The following is a 1,588-nucleotide window of genomic DNA, read 5'->3' as shown; positions in this document are numbered from 1 at the left end:
TCGGACGGGTGTTCCGGGTCGATCGGAACGTACGCGGCACCGGTGCGCACGACGGCAAGCAGGGTCACCACGAGATCCACCGAACGCGCGAGCATGACTGCCACGCGGTCGCCTCGCGTCACACCGCGGGCGCTCAACTGCGCGGCCATCGCCTCGACGCGGGTGGCGATCTCGGAGAAACTGAACTCCGCACCGGTGTGATCGACGATCGCCACTGCGTCCGGCGTTCTCGACATCTGCAGGCGGACGAGCGAATCCAGCGTCGCGTCATCCGCGTGCACCTCGACACCGCGCGACCATTCCTCTGCCCTGATTCGGTCGTCGGCGTTCAGTGCATCGAACGTCGCCACCCTCGCATCGGGGTCCTCGGACAGTCTGCCGAGAAAGTCGACGAATGCAGCCGCGGTGTCGGTGACCGATTCGGGAGTTGCCGCAGTGTCGCTCGATGTCAGGTCCACCGCGAACCCGTGCACCCGATCGCGATACACCATCAGGTCCAGTCGGCCGGCCGGTCCACTCGTGACCGTTTCCTGGCGGCCGGCGATCGACCCGAAGCCGTAGTCGTAATCGAAGGCCTTGACGTTCAACTGCGGCAATGCCGCGTAGTCCTCCGGACCGTTCGGCCACAGTCGTGCAAGGGTCTCCCCCGCCATCTGATGACGGACGACCTCCCGCATCTCGCCTCGGACCCGCTGCACCAACTCGGCGACCGTCTCGGACGGAGAAACCCGCAACGTCACCTGCGCGGCACCGACCAACATTGCCGGAGTCCGCAGCGCTACACCGCTCGAGCGGTTCATCTGCGGCAACCGGACCGCGAACAGGTCCCGTCCGTCGCGCGCGGACGTGAACAGCCCCCAGCCCAACGCCACGACGTCGGACCACGTGACCCGTGCCGAACGCGCGAGTGCGTCGACCGACGCCGCCACCTCGTCCGGAACGCGGCCGTGTCCTCGCGCGTCGGTGAGGAAGAACTGACGCGAGGAATCGAATGCGACGGCCGAGGCCTCGGAGACCTCCTCGAACTTCGCTGCCCAGAATCGTTCGGAATCGCCCGCGTCGACACCAGCACCGTCGACGACCGACGCATAGTCCCCGAACCACCGCTCGGGCACCGAAAGGCCCTCGGCCAGAGCGGTGTACACCTCTGCGACACGACGAGTGACGAGCCCGAGACCGTAGGCGTCGAGGAGTAGGTGATGAGTCGAGAACTCCCATGCCCACCCGCCGTCGAGCCTGCGATGAATCGCCGACTCCGACTCGAATCGGACCGAGCCGAGGCCACGACGGCGGCACCGCGCCAATGCCTCCGACCGAATCTCCGAGTCGGGGCGACCGTGCTCGACCACCGTTGGTTCGAGAGACGGTGCCGACACCGCGTCGAGCATGGGGACGCCGTCGTCGCCGACCACGGGTCGACACTCCAGAACATCGGCCTCGAAGACGGCGAGGGTGACGGCGTGCGCGAGAAGCGGAGGGTCGATCTCGCCGTCCAGCCAGACCAACTGTGAGATTCGGAAGGCGTCTGCGTCGGGGCTGACCTGTTCTGCGGCCCACACACCCAGTTGCGCTGCTGTCAGCTCCAGAA

At 67.0% G+C, this 1,588-nt stretch carries 1 protein-coding gene; it reads right to left on the bottom strand.

Features of this window, described 5'->3' with window-relative positions:
- A partial coding sequence (locus CH251_RS16560; RefSeq protein ID WP_143544980.1) for a condensation domain-containing protein occupies window positions 1–1,588 on the bottom strand: 1,588 nt, incomplete at both ends.

The organism is Rhodococcus sp. 06-462-5, from assembly GCF_002258315.1.
Classification (GTDB): Bacteria; Actinomycetota; Actinomycetes; order Mycobacteriales; family Mycobacteriaceae; genus Rhodococcoides.
Note: the sequence above shows the minus strand (reverse complement) of the source record. Positions and strands in the feature narration are given on the sequence as shown.